The organism is Dermacoccus nishinomiyaensis, from assembly GCF_900447535.1.
GTDB classification, from domain to species: Bacteria; Actinomycetota; Actinomycetes; order Actinomycetales; family Dermatophilaceae; genus Dermacoccus; species Dermacoccus nishinomiyaensis.
The window spans coordinates 1,711,519-1,725,891 of sequence record NZ_UFXX01000001.1 but is presented as its reverse complement, the minus strand read 5'-3'; the positions used below and the strand labels follow the sequence as shown (position 1 = coordinate 1,725,891).

16 protein-coding genes are annotated in these 14,373 nt (G+C 69.1%); 9 read left to right on the top strand and 7 right to left on the bottom strand.

Features of this window, described 5'->3' with window-relative positions:
* Window positions 1–60: 60 nt before the first annotated feature.
* Window positions 61–249, top strand: coding sequence for a hypothetical protein (locus DYE07_RS08005; protein ID WP_115296718.1), 189 nt, complete (start codon window positions 61–63; stop codon window positions 247–249).
* A gap of 127 nt (window positions 250–376) precedes the next feature.
* Window positions 377–1,147: a CPBP family intramembrane glutamic endopeptidase gene (locus tag DYE07_RS08000; RefSeq protein WP_115296717.1), complete on the top strand. Its 771-nt coding sequence runs from the start codon at window positions 377–379 to the stop codon at window positions 1,145–1,147.
* Here DYE07_RS08000 and DYE07_RS07995 read toward each other — a convergent pair.
* Window positions 1,134–2,678, bottom strand: coding sequence for a bifunctional phosphatase PAP2/diacylglycerol kinase family protein (locus DYE07_RS07995; protein ID WP_115296716.1), 1,545 nt, complete (start codon window positions 2,676–2,678; stop codon window positions 1,134–1,136). The genes DYE07_RS08000 and DYE07_RS07995 overlap by 14 nt on opposite strands.
* A 98-nt stretch (window positions 2,679–2,776) precedes the next feature.
* A complete protein-coding gene (locus tag DYE07_RS07990; protein ID WP_062256154.1) occupies window positions 2,777–3,313 on the bottom strand; it encodes a hypothetical protein in 537 nt (178 codons plus the stop codon).
* A gap of 63 nt (window positions 3,314–3,376) precedes the next feature.
* Between DYE07_RS07990 and DYE07_RS07985 the strand changes: the two genes are divergently transcribed.
* From DYE07_RS07985 to DYE07_RS07975, 3 genes are all read left to right on the top strand, one after another.
* Window positions 3,377–4,006, top strand: a complete 630-nt coding sequence (locus DYE07_RS07985; protein WP_074040117.1) for a TetR/AcrR family transcriptional regulator — start codon at window positions 3,377–3,379, stop codon at window positions 4,004–4,006.
* 30 nt (window positions 4,007–4,036) lie between these two features.
* On the top strand, window positions 4,037–5,527 hold the full coding sequence (locus DYE07_RS07980) for a long-chain-fatty-acid--CoA ligase (RefSeq protein WP_074040119.1): 1,491 nt from the start codon (window positions 4,037–4,039) through the stop codon (window positions 5,525–5,527).
* 88 nt (window positions 5,528–5,615) lie between these two features.
* Entirely contained in the window at window positions 5,616–6,050 is a 435-nt protein-coding gene (locus DYE07_RS07975; protein WP_040014252.1) for a MarR family winged helix-turn-helix transcriptional regulator, read from the top strand.
* 151 nt (window positions 6,051–6,201) lie between these two features.
* Here DYE07_RS07975 and ppk2 read toward each other — a convergent pair whose 3' ends face one another.
* Window positions 6,202–7,233, bottom strand: coding sequence for a polyphosphate kinase 2 (ppk2, locus tag DYE07_RS07970; RefSeq protein WP_062256158.1), 1,032 nt, complete (start codon window positions 7,231–7,233; stop codon window positions 6,202–6,204).
* Between the two features lie 252 nt (window positions 7,234–7,485).
* Here ppk2 and DYE07_RS07965 point away from each other — a divergent pair, with 252 nt between their 5' ends.
* From DYE07_RS07965 to DYE07_RS07950, 4 genes are all read left to right on the top strand, one after another.
* The gene (locus tag DYE07_RS07965; RefSeq protein ID WP_006943508.1) at window positions 7,486–7,743 is read left to right on the top strand and encodes a hypothetical protein; all 258 of its coding nucleotides are present in this window, start codon (window positions 7,486–7,488) and stop codon (window positions 7,741–7,743) included.
* Between the two features lie 93 nt (window positions 7,744–7,836).
* Entirely contained in the window at window positions 7,837–9,036 is a 1,200-nt protein-coding gene (locus DYE07_RS07960; RefSeq protein WP_115296714.1) for an App1 family protein phosphatidate phosphatase, read from the top strand.
* Window positions 9,029–9,892 (top strand): Fpg/Nei family DNA glycosylase, encoded by an 864-nt coding sequence (locus DYE07_RS07955; protein WP_038566453.1) that lies wholly within the window; start codon window positions 9,029–9,031, stop codon window positions 9,890–9,892. Before DYE07_RS07960 ends, DYE07_RS07955 begins: the two co-directional genes overlap by 8 nt.
* A 274-nt stretch (window positions 9,893–10,166) precedes the next feature.
* Window positions 10,167–11,105, top strand: a complete 939-nt coding sequence (locus DYE07_RS07950; protein ID WP_115296713.1) for a M15 family metallopeptidase — start codon at window positions 10,167–10,169, stop codon at window positions 11,103–11,105.
* A gap of 164 nt (window positions 11,106–11,269) precedes the next feature.
* On the opposite strand, the gene lepB (DYE07_RS07945) is transcribed toward DYE07_RS07950, so the two are convergent.
* The 4 genes from lepB (DYE07_RS07945) to DYE07_RS07930 form a co-directional block, all read right to left on the bottom strand.
* Window positions 11,270–11,947 carry a signal peptidase I gene (gene lepB / locus DYE07_RS07945; RefSeq protein WP_172462971.1) on the bottom strand — a complete coding sequence of 226 codons (678 nt, stop codon included), beginning with the start codon at window positions 11,945–11,947 and terminating at the stop codon, window positions 11,270–11,272.
* A gap of 120 nt (window positions 11,948–12,067) precedes the next feature.
* Window positions 12,068–13,009 carry a signal peptidase I gene (lepB, locus tag DYE07_RS07940; protein ID WP_172462970.1) on the bottom strand — a complete coding sequence of 314 codons (942 nt, stop codon included), beginning with the start codon at window positions 13,007–13,009 and terminating at the stop codon, window positions 12,068–12,070.
* Window position 13,010: 1 nt separating this feature from the next.
* Window positions 13,011–13,331, bottom strand: coding sequence for a rhodanese-like domain-containing protein (locus tag DYE07_RS07935; RefSeq protein WP_006943527.1), 321 nt, complete (start codon window positions 13,329–13,331; stop codon window positions 13,011–13,013).
* A gap of 501 nt (window positions 13,332–13,832) precedes the next feature.
* Window positions 13,833–14,297 (bottom strand): sortase domain-containing protein, encoded by a 465-nt coding sequence (locus DYE07_RS07930; protein ID WP_165584848.1) that lies wholly within the window; start codon window positions 14,295–14,297, stop codon window positions 13,833–13,835.
* Window positions 14,298–14,373 lie beyond the last annotated feature (76 nt).

The window sequence follows — 14,373 nt, the reverse complement described above, 5'->3', positions numbered from 1 at the left end:
CGCGGCCGCTGGCACACCGACGACGGGCCAGGACGAACATTCGACGAGCGAGGATCTGACATGAGCGACGACACGATCAACGACCCCTACGACGAGGCCCCGGTTCACGTCCTTGATGACGAGGCAGAACCCGACGCCGAGGCCGACGGTGGATCCGACGCCGACGCCGACGCCGACGCTGACGCTGACGACGTCGTCACCGACACGGGCACCGATGACGACGACGCCGGCTCGCTCGGCGTCTCGTGAACCGCGCTGCGCTGCTGAACCCCACGCTGCTTCGGTGAGTACCCGAGTCGACGCGCCGAGTGAGCGCGCACGATCAGCGCTCGGTCGTCTGCGAGGCCAGATGGCCTGGCCTGGTACGAGACTCGACGTGGCGCGCACGCGCCTGCCGCGGCGTCAACTGCTCGCCGAGACGGCCATCGTCCTGCTGCTCAGCCTCGGCGCGAGCGCGATATGGTCGGCGCTTTCGCTGCTGCGCACGGCCCTGACGGCGCGCGCGACGCACACGTCGATCAGTCAGCAGACGTCGACGCTCAACTCGTCGCGTTCGAGCACGCAGTGGCTCGACGTCGTCTATCAGCTCGTGCAGATCGCGCTGGCGCTCGTGCCGGTCGCGCTCGTCGTTCTCCTGCTGTCGCGCGAACTGCGGAAGCCGCTGGCCTACCTCGGGATCGACCGCACACGCCGGGCACCCGACGCCGTCCTCGGTGCGCTGCTCGCCGCCGTCATCGGCATCCCGGGCCTCGCGCTGTACCTCGTCTCGCGGGCCATGGGCATCAACACGACGGTCGTCGCGTCCGGCCTGGGCGAGCACTGGTGGGTCTTTCCGATCCTCGTCCTCGCCGCCGCGCAGAACGCGATCCTCGAAGAGGTCGTCATGATCGGCTACCTCTTCACGCGCTGGTCGCAGGCCGGGTGGGGGCGCACGAAGGTGATCGTCGTGAGCGCGCTGATCCGCGGCAGCTACCACCTGTACCAGGGCCTCGGCGGGTTCGTCGGCAACGTCGTCATGGGCCTGATCTTCGGCTGGCTCTACACGCGCACGCGACGCGTCCTGCCGCTCATCGTCGCGCACACGATCCTCGACGTCGTCAGCTTCGTCGGTTACGAGCTGCTCGCCGGCCGCGTCAGCTGGCTGTGACGCCCTGGCGGCGCCATCCGAAGCGTCGCAGCACGCGACTCCAACTGCCTGTGCGCGGCCGATAGACGGTGAGAGCGCGGTAGGCGACGTCGAGGTCGAGCACCGTCCCCGAGCCGGTCACCTCGCCGTCGCGGGCGAACAGGATGGGACCGCCGACGACCTCGAGGTGAGCCTTCGGCGCGTCGAACTCGTGGTAGAGCGGCAACCGTCCGAGCCCGCCGGTGAAGACGGCGAACAGCGTGCGGACGGCGGCCCACCGCGAGCCTCGCTCCAAGAACCGCAGGTCGAGCTGCCCGTCGTCCATGCGCAGCCGCGTCTGCGGTGCGTCGCCGGGCGGGTCGTAGCGGCCGTTGCCGATGAAGATGCCGGCGAGGGTGTACTCGCGGTTGTCGTAGCGCAACGTGAACGGCTCCGCGGTGCGCAGCATCCGCCATCCGGCGACGACGGCGGCGAGCGGTTTGCCGATGCGCCCCTCGAGCTTCTCGCGGCGGATGACGAACTCGGGGTACGAGCCGGCGCTCGCGGTGTTGAGGAATATCTCGCCGTTGAGGCGCGCGACGTCGACGGTCGTGCACCATCCTTGCTCGATCGCCCGCGCGGTCGCGTCGACGCTCACCCCGAGCGCCTTCGCGAAGTGGTTGAACGTGCCTGCGGGGAACGCCGCGAGCGGCACGTCGTGCTCGATCGCGTGCCGCGCACCGGCTTGCAGCGTCCCGTCACCGCCGCCGACGCCGAGCACGTCGCAGCGCGCGGCCGCGTCGGCGAGCAGGTCGTCGAGATCCTGCCCCTGCCCGAGGCGGACGATCTCCGCCTCGGGCAGCAGCTTCTCGATGCGTCGGATGACGCGCGCGCCGTTACCTCCTCCTGCTCGCGGGTTGATGACGCAGACGACGCCCGCGCCGCGCGGGTGGGGCGGCACGTCGATCGTCAGCGGCGGCGACGGCGTCACCTTTGCCGGCGGGGCGGACGGTTGCACGCGCGCCCCGAGCGTCGAGACGGCCGAGCCGATCGCCCAGCCGACGGCGACGTCGCTCGGGTAGTGGGCGCCCGTCGCGATGCGGGAGAACGCGACGAGTCCCGCGAGCGCCTGCACGACGATGCCGGCCGCGGGCGCTTCCGTCGACACACCCATGGCGAAGGCGGCGGCGCTCGCGCTGTGGCCGGAGGGGAAGGAGTTCGACGTCGGCAGCCGGAAGACGCGCCGAGCCAGCGGAACGCTCTCGATCGCGGGGCGCAGGCGTGGCGCGAGCCGCTTGCCGACCTGGTTCGTCAGGAGGCTCGCGAGGGCGATGTTGCCGAGCCCGCGCTCGGCGGCCCACTTGAGCCGACGGTCGCCGTTCGCGGCGAGCCCGGCGCCCACCGCCATCCACAGCACCGAGTAGTCGGCGGCGCGGCTCAGCTTCGGCATGACGCGGTCGAGCATGGGGCTGCGGTGCTCGGCGATCGCCGTGAACAGCGAACGGTCGAGACGGTCGACGTCACGCACGACGCGCATGATCTGCGGGGTGAAGCGGGGTCGGGGCAGACGCATGACGGTTCCTCGTCGCTCGAGTCGTCGGTTGGCATGTCCACCTTGCCACCATGAGCATCCGGGCGCTCCCGGATCTGCGCCCCACCTTCGGCGTGGTGTCAGCCGTTCTTCGAGGCGCGTCGTGGCCACAGCGTGTAGCTGACGGCCCACAACACGTCCAGGCCGAGAATGACGCCCATCCACGTGTAATTGCCCGAAAGTGCGCCCGCGGACGAGGTGTCGGCTGCGATCGCGATGAGTACCGCCGTCAGCGTGCAGGTGATGGCCGCGGCCACGCTCGTCCGCGCGACGTCGGCCCAGCACTGGCGGGTGTAGGTCGCCCCGGTCGCCTTGACGGGCGCCGGCCCGGCCGCGAAGCGATGGGCGAAACGTGTGTCACACCAGTCGATCATGCGATGGCCGTAGGCCACGCTGAATCCGATGTATACGGCGGCCACCGCATGCCCGAGGTGTGCCGCGTCACCGCGGTGCAGGCTGATGGCCGTGGCGGCGAGGAGGACGAGGTCGGTCACGGGGGCCATGACGAGCAGGGCAGCTCCGAGGCGCCGGCGCTCGAGGAGGTAGCGCGCGGCCAGGCCCGCGATGACGAAGACCCAGAAGAGGATCTCGCAGGCAGCGATGATGGCGACGATCATGACCCTCCCAATGAGTACGGTTGTACCAAAAACAAGTTAGCACGACCGTACTAAGGTGGTGGGATGCCGAAGGTCATCGATCATGCCGCGAGAGAGATCGCCATCGCAGAGGCGGCATGGGAGGTGCTCCGTAGCCGGGGAATCCGGAGCCTGTCGGTTCGCAACGTCGCCGCGCAGGCGGATCTCGCGGTCGGCTCACTGCGTCGCTCCTTCCCGACGCAGCGCAGCCTCGTCCGATTCTGTCTGGAGCTGGTGCTCCAGCGCGGGGTCGAACGATTTCGCGCGTTGCCAGTGGACCTCGACGCCCGCGAATTCGCGTGGCAGGCGTGCACCCACGTCCTGCCCCTCGATGAAGACCGCCGCGTCGAGATGGAGGTCTGGCTGGCTCTGTCCATCAGCGCGTTGGCGGACCCGCAGATGCGCGAGGAGTGCACCAAGTCCGACGAAGCGTTGCGCCAGATGTGCGTCATCGTCATCGGCCGCCTCGACGCGGTCGGCCTGCTGGCCGGATCGCGAAGCGCCGACTCCGAGCCCAGGCGTCTGCACGCCCTGCTCGACGGGCTGGCGCTGCAACTCATCCGTCAGGGGCCGGGTGATTCGTGCGACTGGGCGCTCGACGTGCTGCAGGATCACCTCGAGCAGCTGACGGGTGCGGCGGCGGGGTTTCGAGACATGCGTGACCCGGGTCACTGAACACCCGGGCTGAGTGATTAGGATCACGTCATGACGAACGAGCTCAACATCGCCGCCAACCTCACGCGCACCGCCGAGCGCCAGCCGGACGACGTCGCGATCAAGCTCGACGACTTCACGCTGACGTGGTCGCAGCTGGACGACGCGACGCAACGACTCGCGACCTTCCTCGCCGACCAGGGGGTCGGCGTCGGGGATCGCGTCGCGCTCAGCCTGCCCAACGTGCCGGCGTTCCCCGTCGTCGCGTACGGCGTGTGGCGCGCGGGCGCCGTTCTCGTGCCGATGAACCCGCTGTTCATGGGGCGCGAGATCGACTACTACTTCGAGGACGCCGGCGTGAAGCTCGCGTTCGGCATGGCCGGTGAGATGGCCAAGGCGGCCGAGCAGAAGAGCGTCACGTTCGTCGAGGTCGGTGACGATCAGCTGCAGAGCCTGCTCGCGAAGTTCGAGCCGACGTCCGACATCGTCGAGCGCGATGGCAGCGACACCGCCGTCATCCTCTACACCTCGGGGACGACGGGTCGCCCGAAGGGGGCCGAGCTCACCCACGACAACCTCGAGAAGAACCAGGACGTCACGGCGCGCACGCTCGTCGAGGTGACGTCCGACGACGTCGTCATGGGCTGCCTGCCGCTGTTCCACGTCTTCGGCCTGACGTGCGCGATGGCCGTGTCCGTCTCCAGGGGCGCGACGCTGACCCTTCTGCCGCGCTTCGAACCGACGAAGGCGCTCGAGATCATCGAGCGTGACTCGGTCACCGTCTTCGAGGGCGTGCCGACGATGTACCAGGCGATGCTCGCGGCGGCCGCGAAGGCGCCCGAGGTGAAGCTCGCGTCGCTGCGCACCTGCATCTCGGGTGGTTCGGCGATGCCCGTCGAGGTGCTGCGCAAGTTCGAGGAGCGCTTCGACGCGACGATCCTCGAGGGCTACGGCCTCAGCGAGACCTCACCCGTCGCGTCGTTCAACCACCCGAACGCGCAGCGCAAGCCCGGTTCGATCGGCACGCCGATCGAGGGCGTCGAGATGAAGGTCGCCGACCTCGACGGCAACCCGCTGCCCGTCGGTGAGGTGGGCGAGGTCGCCGTGCGCGGGCACAACATCATGAAGGGCTACTGGAACAAGCCGGAGGAGACGGCAAAGGCCATCCGCGACGGCTGGTTCTACACCGGCGACCTCGCCCGCCAGGACGAGGACGGCTTCTACTTCATCGTCGACCGTTCGAAGGACATGATCATCCGCGGCGGGTACAACGTCTACCCCCGCGAGGTCGAGGAGGTGCTGTACGAGCACCCAGAGATCGCGGAGGTCGCCGTCGTCGGTGTGCCGGACGAGCACTACGGCGAGGAGGTCGCCGCCTTCGTCGTGCGCACCGAGGGCTCGAACCTCGACGCCGACGCCGTCAAGGCCTTCGCGAAGGAGCGCGTCGCCGCGTACAAGTACCCGCGCCACGTGACGTTCATCGAAACGCTGCCCAAGGGCGCGACCGGAAAGATTCTCAAGCGCGAACTGCGGCCGCAGTGAACGATGTTCGCCTCACCCCGCCCGTCGGGGTGAGGCGGTGACGCTGACCTCGCCCCTCGAGCCGCCCGCGGGTCCTACGATGGCGAGCATGACGACTTCACGAGGCGACCGTCTGCTGCTCGTCGTGGCTCGGCTCAACCGATGGGCGTCACGCCACGCGCAGCTGCCCGCCCCCGCGGCTCAGCTGCGGCTGCTCTCCCTCATCAACGACCTCGGCCCGTCACGCATCGGCGATCTCGCGACGGCCGACAACTCGTCTCAACCGACGATGACGACGCAGGTCAAACGCCTCGAGGGCCTCGGCCTCGTCAATCGTTCACAGGACGCGCGCGACGGGCGCGCGACGCTCGTCACGATGACGCCCGCAGGCCGGGAGACGCTGACGAAGGCACGCGAGGCGCGCGCCGAGGTCGTCGTCCCGCTGCTCGACGGCATGAGCGAGGACGAACTTGCGACGCTCGACGCCGCTCTCGAGATCCTCGAGGGACGCCTCGCGAAGCAGCGCGCCGACACTCAACCCTGACGTCTCGTCGCCCCCTGACCCGGGCGTCACGAACCCCCGAGCCACCCACCCCGAACGTCATGATGGCGGGTAACTCGCGAGTAGGCGCGAAGTTGCCCGCCTACCTGTGAGTTACCCGCCATCGTGTTCGCCTGCGCGAGCGTGAGCGGCGTCAGCGCCCCTCGGCCGCCTTGGCCTCGGCTGACTTCTGCTCAGCCGACTTGTCGCCGTCACCGCGCGCGATGGACTCGGCGGCCCGCTGCATCTCGAGCGCCTTGACCTCGGCTTGGGCCTTGGCGCGCGCCTTGGCAGCCGACTTCGACTTCGGGGCCGTGTGCGTCGGCGTCTTGCCGCCGTCGTGACGGTCGGGGTAGCCCTCCTGGAAGCCGCCCTCACCCTCGTCGAGGATGTGCTTGGCGGGGCCGACGATGAGCGGGTCGGGCGCGTGGATGAAGTCGGTGTTCTTGCCCGGGTAGTCGAGCGAGTCGAGCACGTAGCGCATGACCTCGACGCGGGCGCGCTTCTTGTCGTTGCTCTTGATGACCGTCCACGGGGCCCACTCGGTGTCGGTGTGCTCGAACATGGCCTCCTTCGCCTTCGTGTAGTCGTCCCACTTGTCGAGGGAGGCGAGGTCGGTGGGCGACAGCTTCCACTGACGCAACGGGTCGGTGCGGCGCTTCTCGAAGCGCGTCAGCTGCTCGGCCTTGCCGACGGAGAACCACAGCTTGCGCAGGTGGATGCCGGAGCCCGTCAGCATCTGCTCGAACTGCGGCGCGGTGCGCATGAACTCGTCGTACTGCTCGTCGGTGCAGTAACCCATGACGCGCTCGACGCCGGCGCGGTTGTACCAGGAGCGGTCGAAGAAGACGATCTCACCGGCGGTGGGCAGGTGCGAGACGTAGCGCTGGAAGTACCACTGGCCCATCTCGCGCTCGGACGGCTTGTCGAGGGCGACGGTGCGCGCACCACGCGGATTGAGGTGTTCGTTGAAGCGCTTGATCGAACCACCCTTGCCGGCGGCGTCACGCCCCTCGAAGATGAGGACGACCTTCTCGCCACTCTCCTTGACCCACGCCTGCATCTTGAGCAGTTCGATCTGCATCTGGCGCTTGAGGTACTCGTACTCCGTACGTGTCATCTTCACGTCGTACGGGTAGTTGTGCTGCCAGGTCTCGTCCTGCGTCTTGAACTTCTTCTTTCCCATGCCCCCATTTTGGTCGACATGACATCCCCAGGGCTAGGGTTTGGCGCCAGGATGGGTCAAACGTCCCCTCGCGTTCACGCAGCGGCTTCGTCAGGCTGGCGAGCACACGTGTGCCATTCGGGCGGATGCTGCCCGCGGATCATGCGGGAGGCGGCCACCCGTAAGGGCGGTGCGGCGGACGTCGGGCTCGTGGTGCACTGGCCTGCAGGCGTCCGAGGTGCTCGGACACGACCCACAGCGAAGGAGCAGAGCATGAACTCGTACACCGACGAAGAGCTGCAGGCCGCACGCCAGGCCGCGCAGGCCGCCGTCGACACCGCGACGTCGTGGGACTACAGCGCGAGCGACGCGAAGATCGCCGACAAGCTGCAGGAGGGCCTCGACGCGGCCGGCGTCACCGTCGACACGCCCGAGTTCGAGCGCCTCGTCCGCGAGATCACGGCGCTGAAGGACGACGAGGACGCGGGTACCCCCACCGTCGAAGCCGCGCTGCCGAAGACGCAGGCCTGACCCACGCCTGAGCATCGACCGCTCACCGCCGCCCCGGCCCCGTGTCCTCGCCGCTGCCCAGCGGTTGTCGGTGCGGGGTCATAGGGTGGTGGCATGTCTCGCGCGCACATCGCCTCCCGCCTCGAGGATCGGCTGAACAGCTCGACGTCGACGCTGCTCGAGCGGCGTCACTGGCGCAAGCGCGTGTTCCCGTACGTCGGGTTCGGCTCGGTCGACCCCGAGCTCGAGGGGCGTAACCCCTACGTCAGCGCCCCACGCCCGAAGACCCAGACGTGGCGTGCGTCGGGGCAGCCGAGCGGCCGTCAGCGCCGCATCCCCGAGGGCGGGCGCGCCGTCGTGCTGGGCCGCGTCGTCATGGGCAAGAGCGGCCAGCCCGCCGTGCCCGCCGCGCACGACGACTCGCTCGTACGCCGCGGATTCCGGGCCTTCTTCTCCGTCCCGCAGACCGGTGAAGAGGTGACGGTGAGCCTCGGCGCCGCGCGCGCCGTCGGCCACACCGACCGGGGCGGGTACTTCGACATCGAGGTCGTCGGCCACGGCCTGCGCGACGGCTGGCACGAGGCGACGATCGAGTGCGACGGCATCGTCACGCACGCCGCGATGCAGATCATCAGCGGTGAGGCGCGCTTCGGCATCATCAGCGACATCGACGACACGGCCCTCATCACGGCGCTGCCGCGCCCGCTCATCGCGGCGTGGAACACGTTCGTCGTGCGCGAGACGGTGCGTCGCGAGGTGCCGGGCATGGCGGCGTTCTATCGCTCGATGCTCTCGGGGCACCCGGGTGCGCCGATGTTCTACCTGTCGACGGGTGCCTGGAACACCCAACCCGTTCTCACGCGTTTCCTGCGCCGCAGCGGTTTTCCGCGCGGCACGCTGCTGCTGACGGACTGGGGGCCGACGGAGACGGCGTGGTTCCGCTCCGGCCCGGAGCACAAGCGTCGCTGGCTGCGGCGTCTCGCGTCCGAGTTCCCGGACGTGCGCTGGCTCCTCGTCGGTGACGATGGCCAGCACGACCCGGCGTTGTACGAGAAGTTCGCGCTCAGTTATCCCGAGCACGTCGCGGGTATCGCCATCCGTCAGCTCACGCCCGCGCAGCAGCTGCTCAGCCACGGCCACCCCTTGCAGATGGACGACGTGGCCGGTCGGGTGCCGGGCGTGCCGTGGCTCGAGGGGCCCAACGGTTTCGTGCTCCACGAACGTGTGAGCGCGGTCGTCGATCCGGGGCGTGGTTCGGTCGCCGCCATTGCGGCCCCGCAGGCGCGACGGGTGAGGGGGAAGGTTCATGCCTGAGCTACCAGAGGTGAGCGGGCTCGTCGGGTTTCTCGACGAGCGCATCGTCGGGCGCGCGATCGTCGGGGTCGAACTCGCCTCCATCGCCGTGCTCAAGACGTTCGACCCGTCACCGCAGGCGCTCGTGGGGCTCGTCGTCGACGCCGTCAGCCGCCACGGCAAGTGGATCGCCCTCGAGACGAGCGGCGGGCTGTCGCTCGTGTTCCACCTCTCGCGTGCCGGCTGGCTGCGCTGGTCCGACGCGCTGCCGACGACGGTGTTGCGGCCCGGCAAGTCGCCGATCGCGCTGCGCGTGCGCTTCGACGACGGCTCCGGTTTCGACCTGACCGAGGCCGGCACGCAGAAGCGCCTCGCCGTACACATCGTGCGTGACGTCGTCGACGTGCCGGGCATCGCGAAGCTCGGCATCGACCCGCTGTCGCCCGAGTTCACCCGCGAGGCGTTCGGGCAGCTCGTGGCGAGCAGGCGCATGCAGATCAAGGGTTTGCTGCGCGATCAGAACGAGATCGCGGGCGTCGGCAACGCTTACTCGGACGAGGTGCTCCACGTCGCGAAGCTCTCGCCGTTCGCGTTGACGTCATCGCTCGAGCCCGGGCAGATCGACACGCTGTACGACGCGCTGATCACGACCCTGACGAATGCCGTCGACGCTGCGGCCGGCAAGCCCGCGAAGGATCTCAAGGACGCCAAACGCGCCGGGATGCGCGTGCACGGGCGCACGGGCGAGGCCTGCCCGGTGTGCGGCGACGTCATCCGCGAGGTGTCGTTCGCCGACCGTTCGTTGCAGTACTGCGCGACGTGTCAGACGGGCGGCAAACCGCTCGCCGATCGACGGATGAGCAAGCTGCTCAAGTGAGCCTGCTCGCGAGATGCCTGGCGGGTGATGTCAGTTCGCAGGCCACAACATGGCGGGTAACTCACAGGTAGGCAGCCAACTGCGCGCCCCCCTGCGAGTTACTCGCCATCGTGCGAGGAGGCCGGGTCCGGGGCGGCGCCCGGTGTGACGCGGATGCCGCCGTGACGATATCGTGACCTCGACGAGATCGTCTTCCCGTTTTCGTTCGTCCCCCACTCAGGTGTGCAGCCAGAGCGTGGGCGTTGTCGACGGGGCTTGAAGAAGGGTGAGGGCCATGGCTGACGTGACGCGCCGCGCGGCCCTCGCCGCACCCGTGGCCGCGCTGGCGGCAGCCGCCGGAATCGCGGGTTCGTCCGGGGCGCTGGCGGCATCGACGACATCGCCCTCGCTCGTCACCGGCACTGACGCGGACGCGCTGCGCGCCCTGCACCTGCGAGCCTTCGCCGTGACGCCGAACGTCGCCGCCGTCGTCGCGCGGCTCCATGACGGCGAGTTGTGGGCGCACCAGGACGACGCGGTCGCCATCGAACGCGCCGCAGGTGGCGTCGTCGTCGTGGCGCTGCCGGTCAAGCACTCCGCCGTGAGCCGCATCGACATCAGCACCCCGAGCGCGCCCGACACGTCGGTGAGCGTCGACACGCGGCCGGACGCGCTGCGCTCGTCGTTGCTGCGCGTCGTCAACAAGCGCCTCGCGCTGGCACGTTCGGACGAGCCGAAGAAGCTCCTCGCGGCGCACGGCGTCATGGTCGACGAGCGGCTGAGCAAGCCTCTCGACGCAATGTTCGCGCGCGCCGAGCGCGAGCACGTCGCGCTCGAAGCCGTCAGCGCACACCGCGACTTCGACGACCAGGCCAGCGTCTACGACGCCTACGCCGAGCGCGACGGCAAGCAGGCCGCCGACACGTACTCCGCGCGCCCCGGCCACTCCGAGCACCAGCTTGGCCTGGCCCTCGACGTGCGGGGCCTCGACCGTCAGCACGAGCTCGAGCCCGCATTCAAGGACACGCCCGTGGGTCGCTGGGTGGGCGCTCATGCGCACGAGTTCGGTTTCGTCGTGCGCTACCCCGAGGGCCAGCGCGCTGTGACGGGCTACGAACCCGAACCGTGGCACCTGCGTTACGTCGGCCCCGAGGTCGCAGCGTTCATGCATGCGCGACGCGACATCGCGACGCTCGAAAATCTCTTCGGCCTGCCCGCCGCGCCGGGATACTGACGGCTTGGCGCCGCCTGCCTGAAGCCGCGCCGGATGTCGAGTTCTCCGCCCCGGAGAGCACCCCGGTGCTTGCCTTCGATGCACCGCATGATTGATGGCTCGTGGTGTTGTCCCTCGGAGTTGCCAGCGAGCCCATCGCATCGTGGCAGCAATGCGTGCCGAGGTCACTTCTTCGGCGCGGGCACCTTCGCGAACGCGTCTGCGTCGCCGTGGCCGCCGGCGAGGTGGTTGAGGGGCCAGACGACGGCGATGGCGCGCCCGGTGACGGCGCTCAGCGGCACGCTTCCGAGGCGTCCGGTGCCGTCGTCGTGCGAGCGACTGTCGGCGGAGTTGTCGCGGTGATCGCCCATGACCCAGATGTGCCCGGCCGGCACGGAGATGCTCCACTTGCTCGCCTGCCCGGGGCTCGGCGTGCAGCCGTCGAGCCCGCCCTGCAGGTACGGCTCGTCGACGGCGACGCCGTTGACCGTCAGCTTTGCGTTCGGCTCGGAGCAGCTGACGATGTCGCCGGGCAGGCCGACGACGCGCTTGACGAGGTGGTTGCCCTGCGCGGCGATGTGCGTGGCCGTCGCGACATCGCGCACCGCCTTGCGCCAGCCCGTGGGTGCGGCCTGCGCGGGTTCCCAGTGCAGGTCATCGGCGAAGACGACGACGTCACCGCGCTTCACGTCCTGGCTCCACTTCTCGACGACGATGCGGTCGCCGACCCCGAGCGTGTTCTCCATCGACCCGCTGGGGATCTTGAACGGCTGGGCGACGAACGTCGAGATGAGCGCCCATGCCAGCCAGATGATGACGATCGTGAGGAGACGATCGCGCCACACCGCGAGCTTCGGATTCATGCCCGACATACCACCATCCCAGCCTGAGAGAACCGTGGCACCGACGGCCAGACGAGGTGAGGCGCCGGGCCATCACTGGCCGCGGCGCCCCGTCGCGAATGATCGTTCAGCGTGAACCGATCACTTGGCGGCGGGCACCTTCGAGAAGGCGTCCTCGTCGTTGTGGCCGCCGGCGATGTTGCCGATCGGCCAGACGACGGCGAGACCCCGGCCGGTGATGTCGCTGACGGGCACGCTGCCGAGGCGTCCGGTGCCGTCGTCGTGGTAGCGGCTGTCGGCCGAGTTCGAGCGGTTGTCACCCATGACCCACACCTTGTCCTTGGGCACGGTGATGGAGAACTTGTCCTGGCACGGCTGCACACCCGATTTCAGGTACGGCTCGGTGATCGCGACACCGTTGACGGTGAGCTTCTGCCCGGGCCCCTCGCACGAGACCTTGTCGCCGCCGACGCCGACGACGCGCTTGACGAGGTGGCTGCCGCTCGCGGACAGGTGCGTCACCTCGGCGATCTTGCGGATCCCTCCGGTGATGACGTTGCCGCTCGGAACGGGGTCGGTCCAGTCGCCCGGATCCTTGAACACGATGACGTCGCCGCGCTTGACGTCCGTGAATCGCGGCGCCCACTTGGCGACGACGATGCGGTCGCCGACCCGCAGCGTGTTCTCCATCGAACCGGACGGGATGCGGAACGGCTGCACGACGAACGTCGTGATGAACGCCCAGATCGCCCAGACGGCGACGACGAGGATGAGGCGGTCGAACCACGTGCGAGCCGCCGAGCGTGGCTTGTGCGCACGCTTGCCGTCACCGGATGCCGTTGCAGCAGTAGCGCCGTCGTCGCGCGAAGGGCGCAACGAGGTGGCGTCGCCGGAGACGGCGGACGTGGCGTCCTCACGCGAGGAACGCGCCGACGTGGCTTTGCGGGAGCTGACGAACGTGGCGCCATCGCGGGTGTCGCTCGTCGAGGAGGTCGTGTCGGACCCGGTGGCGGCAGCGTCTTCGGCCGCAGGGTGCGGGTCGGCGTTGCGCCGCGCGCGGCGCGAGAGGGGGGAGTCGCTCACGTCAGATGACGTTGGCGTCGCCGCCGCCGACAGCCTGGATCGGCTTGCCGTCGGCGTGCCACTGCTTCATGCCGCCCTCGACGTTCGCCACGTCGAGACCCTGCCCCTCGAGCCATTGCACGGCGCGACTCGAGCGGCCGCCGCTGCGGCAGACGACGGGGAGGTCGCCATCGACCTCGGGAAGCTCGCCGACGCGGGCCGGGAGCTCCGCGAGGGGGATGTGGATGGCGCGCGGCGCGTGACCGGCGTCGTACTCGTCCTGCTCACGAACGTCGAGCACGACCGCGTCGTCAGCAATGTCCTTCGGAGTCACGGTGTTCATGCGTGCAAGCCTCTCACGTCTTGGGGTGGGCTTCATAGGCGTGACGCACCCCGACGCAGGCCTTCCACGCCGCCCCAGGCACCTGGCCGCGCCGTACCCCTCTGCGATTCGTGTCCACCGGAGGGCGTCAACCTGAGTGGATCCACGTGGGGTTGAGGTGGGCGATTTCGGGTAGCGTGGCGGAGATGGGGCGCCGTACGGCGTGTCACTGAGCAACTCGGAGTGGCCGTGCGTGGTTCATCCTCGATCGTCGGTTGCGTGCAGCGTGGCGCCTAGCCGCTTTGTCCCCTAAGGGCTAAGGGCGGCGTCCGCAGCCAGTGGTGTGGGGCGAGGTTGGACTGGGCCACCCCCGCACCGCCGGTCACACCCCCACATTCCGAGCTGGCAGCTTCACAAGGAGCGGGCGCCGTTGAACGTACGACGGGCAGGGCCCGTAGGGCTGTCAACAAGGCCGAGGGGGTGGCCGTCACAACCTGCGAGAAGACAGCGGGGGTGAGCTCTCTAGTGGGCGTAGACGACGGTGTTGGAGTCGTAGTGGCCAGTGCGGGTGTCGAATGTTCCGCTGCATGTGATGAGGCGTAGTTCTGGGCCGGCGGTGTTGGCGTACACCTCGGTGGTAGGAAATGTGGTCTTGGAGTATTGGGCGGTTCGGTAAACAGTGAAGTCGTGGGTCTTTCCGGCGGTATCGCGTACGGAGACACGGTCGCCTGCTTTGAGAGCGGCGAGTTCGTGGAAGGGCCCGTTGCCGTCGGGTGTGATGACGTGTCCTTCGATGACTGCGGGGCCGGGTTGACCCGGCCGAGGTGAGCCGTTGAACCAGGCCACGCGCTGTACGTCGGCTCCGCTCGGTACGGCCACGGCACCAGACGCATCGAGCCCTAAGCTCAGCAAATCTTCGGACAAGCCCAGTCGGGGAATCGAGACGTTGACTGGTTGTGCGACGTCGGCAGTGCCGCGGGTGTTCACCGGGACTGACCTCGATGATGTGGGTGCCGCGGCGTGCGTGGCCGGGGCAGATGTGGCGGCTGTGGCAGGGGGTGGT

Coding starts and splice junctions, on each gene's coding strand:
- DYE07_RS07975 (WP_040014252.1), top strand. CDS start 5,616: ATGACGACTTCACGAGGCGACCGTCTGCTGCTCGTCGTGGCTCGGCTC.
- DYE07_RS07955 (WP_038566453.1), top strand. CDS start 9,029: ATGCCTGAGCTACCAGAGGTGAGCGGGCTCGTCGGGTTTCTCGACGAG.
- DYE07_RS07990 (WP_062256154.1), bottom strand. CDS start 3,313: ATGATCGTCGCCATCATCGCTGCCTGCGAGATCCTCTTCTGGGTCTTC.
- DYE07_RS08005 (WP_115296718.1), top strand. CDS start 61: ATGAGCGACGACACGATCAACGACCCCTACGACGAGGCCCCGGTTCAC.
- DYE07_RS07980 (WP_074040119.1), top strand. CDS start 4,037: ATGACGAACGAGCTCAACATCGCCGCCAACCTCACGCGCACCGCCGAG.
- DYE07_RS07960 (WP_115296714.1), top strand. CDS start 7,837: ATGTCTCGCGCGCACATCGCCTCCCGCCTCGAGGATCGGCTGAACAGC.
- DYE07_RS07935 (WP_006943527.1), bottom strand. CDS start 13,331: ATGAACACCGTGACTCCGAAGGACATTGCTGACGACGCGGTCGTGCTC.
- lepB (WP_172462971.1), bottom strand. CDS start 11,947: ATGAATCCGAAGCTCGCGGTGTGGCGCGATCGTCTCCTCACGATCGTC.
- DYE07_RS07965 (WP_006943508.1), top strand. CDS start 7,486: ATGAACTCGTACACCGACGAAGAGCTGCAGGCCGCACGCCAGGCCGCG.
- DYE07_RS07985 (WP_074040117.1), top strand. CDS start 3,377: ATGCCGAAGGTCATCGATCATGCCGCGAGAGAGATCGCCATCGCAGAG.
- DYE07_RS07950 (WP_115296713.1), top strand. CDS start 10,167: ATGGCTGACGTGACGCGCCGCGCGGCCCTCGCCGCACCCGTGGCCGCG.
- DYE07_RS07995 (WP_115296716.1), bottom strand. CDS start 2,678: ATGCGTCTGCCCCGACCCCGCTTCACCCCGCAGATCATGCGCGTCGTG.
- ppk2 (WP_062256158.1), bottom strand. CDS start 7,233: ATGGGAAAGAAGAAGTTCAAGACGCAGGACGAGACCTGGCAGCACAAC.